Here is a 3,176-nt window from a genome sequence, read left to right on the forward strand (position 1 = left end):
CAAATTGTTCACAGATCTCAGGGTCGCGTCGCGCAAAGTTATTCACAATTGGCTGCGGGGAGCTGGAGGGCTCTCCTCGCCAATCATGAATAACTTTGGAGGGACTATAAGGGTTGCGAGGAACGAGCTACCCTGGGAAAAGGCCATAGAATTCACACGAGTGAACTATAAGCCTCTTCGGACCACTTCGTGGTCAACCCCATCGTGGGTTGCGGTTTGTTCGGGGGTCTTGGCCCATCCAACCGCAACCCACGATGGGGTTGTCCTGAAAACGACGACTAACCCAGGGTAGGCGCTCCGACTTCGCGCCAACCCTGGGCTTTGAGGCGGAATCCCTGTGGGATTCTAACATTTTTGTGGGTAATGCTTAGGTCGTGCCACCGCACTCCATGGAACTGCCCCGCACGCAGTGCCTTTTAGCAGCAAGCACCCCGACTCGGAGTCGGGGTGCTTGCTGCTAACCCTTCAGCACTTCCTGAACCGTGATCTCTCGTCCTGTGGCCAACGATCGTTTGCCTGCCTCGAGAGCGGCGAGCATCTCTACTTCCTGTTCGATCGGGAACGGTTCCTTGCCGGTCTCAACATAGCCGACGAATGCTTCGAGCAAGGGCGTGTAAAGGTCCGTCAGATCAGGCGAGAGGGTGCGCCAGGCCTTTTGTCCGTAGAGAGAAATCTGATAACCGACGCTCATCCATTGCTTTTCTCCGACCAACACAATCACATCGCGGTGATCCCCGAAGCGCACTCGAACCTGATTCAGGCCCGGCTGGCCGACGTTGATGGCGGAGATGGCTCCGGCTCCTAAAACCGAATAGGCCATGGCTAGGGCGTGCACTCCATAGTAGATCAGGTCATTGCCACAAGCCACGGTGGCCAGGTACACCGGGCCTATTTTTGGTAAATCGTCGCGCAGCTTGATGATCTCCGGGACAAAGCGCAAGGCGCTCGAAGACATGAGTCGAGCCCCGGTGGATCGAGCCAAATTGACCAAGCCCTGAGCCCGTTTAGCGCTCATCGAGAGGGGCTTGTCGCAGAAGGTGGCAATGCCTTTTTGGAGCGGATATTTGGCGTATTGACCTTGTTCCCCTGATCCGTCGTCGATCAGCAGGACGGCGTCCATGCCATCGCACGCTTCTTCCGGAGTGCGGCAGACCGTGGGAATGGCGCAGGCCTCAGCGAACTTCTGCGCCGCTTCCGGATGCGGATCCCAGACCTTGAGAACCTCGACTCCTGGAATTTTCCGACGCGAGCGGACGAAGTTGGTGCTATAAGGAGCCACCCGATCCTCTCGCCAGCCGTTGAACGCCGTCGCGAATGCAGTTCCGTGATTGGATCCCGGGGTACGAACCGCGCCTTGATATCCATAAGAGGCTGCGGAGATAAGCCCGATCTTCAGCATGAACAAACCCTAACCCAGCCCCCGAAACTGAAAAGCTTAGATTGTTGGCCATTCTCGGTGCGAACCGAGCCAGGATCGAATGCCGTGGAGAGAGTTAAGGCGTGATGGGTGAGGGAAACGCAAACAAACCACCGTCGGGGGACGCCGCGCGTTCTATGGACCGCGGTGGCTCGACCTAAGCATTACCCACAAGTTCAGAAGATCTTGGACCTCTATCCCAACGGGATAGCGCCTCAAAGCCCAGGGTTGCGAGGAACGAGCTACCCTGGGAAAAGGCCATAGAATTCACAACCCCATCGCGGGTTGCGACTGGATCGGCCAATACCCAAAAACAAGCCGCAACCCACGATGGGGTTGACCACGAAGTGGTCCGAGGAGGCTTATAGTTCACTCGTGTCAGAAACCAACGACTAACCCAGGGTAGGCGCTCCTACTTCGCGCCAACCCTGGGCTTTGAGGCGGAATCCCTTTGGGATTCTAACATTTGGTCGACGAACTTGTGGGTAATGCTAAGGGTTCGACACCGCTTTTCCTTCACGCCTACTCGGACCATAGATTTCCCGGATGGCGCGCATGGAAACGAATCGGAACACTGGTCTCCCATCACACGCTTACACCGTGGTTTTTCGATCAAAAAAAAACGGTCCCTAAGCCCCGTTTTCGAAGCACGAAACAAGCTAAGGCTTTTCCCTGCGAACTCTGTGCTGCGGCCCGACTCCGCGGTCGGTTTCATGAAACAGCGGCTACCTGTAGGGATTGTCCAGAGCGAGCGTTCGTAGCATCTCCTCTGCCTTTTTCTCACCGCGCTGAGCAGCGATGCTCCACCATACTGCTGCGCTCCTGGCGTCACTCCGGTGATAGTAGAAGTCATAGGCGAGGTTATACGCAGCGACACCGTGTCCGTTGTTCGCCGCCATCACAAGCCATTCGATAGCCTTCTTTTTGCGGCCTAGGCCAAGGTCGTACATCTGGTAGATCCTAAACGCGGCTTCGCCATCGCCCGATCTGCCTCGGCTCATCAACCTTCGCCGTTCCTGAGGTGGGAGTTTATGCGCATCAGCCCAACCAGGTCGACCGTGGCATCCAGTACTCCAAATTGGAATGAATCCAGCAACCAACAAAACGAATGTTCGAAGTAGTCTAAGCTGCATAGCCTGCACGGGTTGTATTCCCTCCAACGATTTGGCGGATGCGGGCAGAGACGGATTCACCGTCCACCGGCTGCACAGTCCCATTCTCGATCTCAGCCAGGCGTCGGCGTGTTTCCTGTTTCCAGGCGGCTCCGATTTCAGGATCGCCTGTGCGCAACTCCTCGCTCAAACTCATCCTCCAACTTGATTAGCTCTACACCGCCCTTCAGATCCACTTCACACTACCCCTTTCCACGGCATCCGACGAATGCGGGGAGTTTTGTTCATTGGCCAGTGTTCGTCATCTACCCCCAAACCATGGAGTTCTTGTTCACACGCTAGGCGTATTCACCCGCGCAGTCGAGGTCGGTTTGAACTCATCAGCCGAGGCTGGGGCGGTGCCAAGAAGGATTCCGGACTCCGCCGGGTCCCGGGAAGCGGTAGAGGTCTCTGAGCATTACCCACAAGTTCTTCGACCAAATGTTAGAATCCCAAAGGGATTCCGCCTCAAAGCCCAGGGTTGGCGCGACGCAGGAGCGCCTACCCTGGGTTAGTCGTGGTTTTCTCACAACCCCAACGCGGGTTGCGCTTGGGATCACCTGAAGCCCCACAGGGTTCGCAACCCACGATGGGGTTGTGGATTCTAT

At 56.5% G+C, this 3,176-nt stretch carries 3 protein-coding genes; all 3 read right to left on the reverse strand.

Annotation, left to right across the window (positions count from 1 at the left end; translation table 11 throughout):
- Positions 1–457: 457 nt before the first annotated feature.
- The 3 genes from JNN07_22405 to JNN07_22415 all read right to left on the reverse strand — a co-directional run bounded on the left by JNN07_22405 (position 458) and on the right by JNN07_22415 (position 2,725).
- Positions 458–1,399, reverse strand: coding sequence for a Gfo/Idh/MocA family oxidoreductase (locus tag JNN07_22405; protein ID MBL9170504.1), 942 nt, complete (start codon positions 1,397–1,399; stop codon positions 458–460).
- A gap of 743 nt (positions 1,400–2,142) precedes the next feature.
- Positions 2,143–2,418 carry a hypothetical protein gene (locus JNN07_22410; protein MBL9170505.1) on the reverse strand — a complete coding sequence of 92 codons (276 nt, stop codon included), beginning with the start codon at positions 2,416–2,418 and terminating at the stop codon, positions 2,143–2,145.
- A 121-nt stretch (positions 2,419–2,539) separates the two neighbouring features.
- Complete coding sequence (locus tag JNN07_22415; protein ID MBL9170506.1) at positions 2,540–2,725, reverse strand: addiction module protein; 186 nt, start codon at positions 2,723–2,725, stop codon at positions 2,540–2,542.
- Positions 2,726–3,176 lie beyond the last annotated feature (451 nt).

The organism is Verrucomicrobiales bacterium (assembly GCA_016793885.1).
Classification (GTDB): Bacteria; Verrucomicrobiota; Verrucomicrobiia; order Limisphaerales; family UBA11320; genus UBA11320.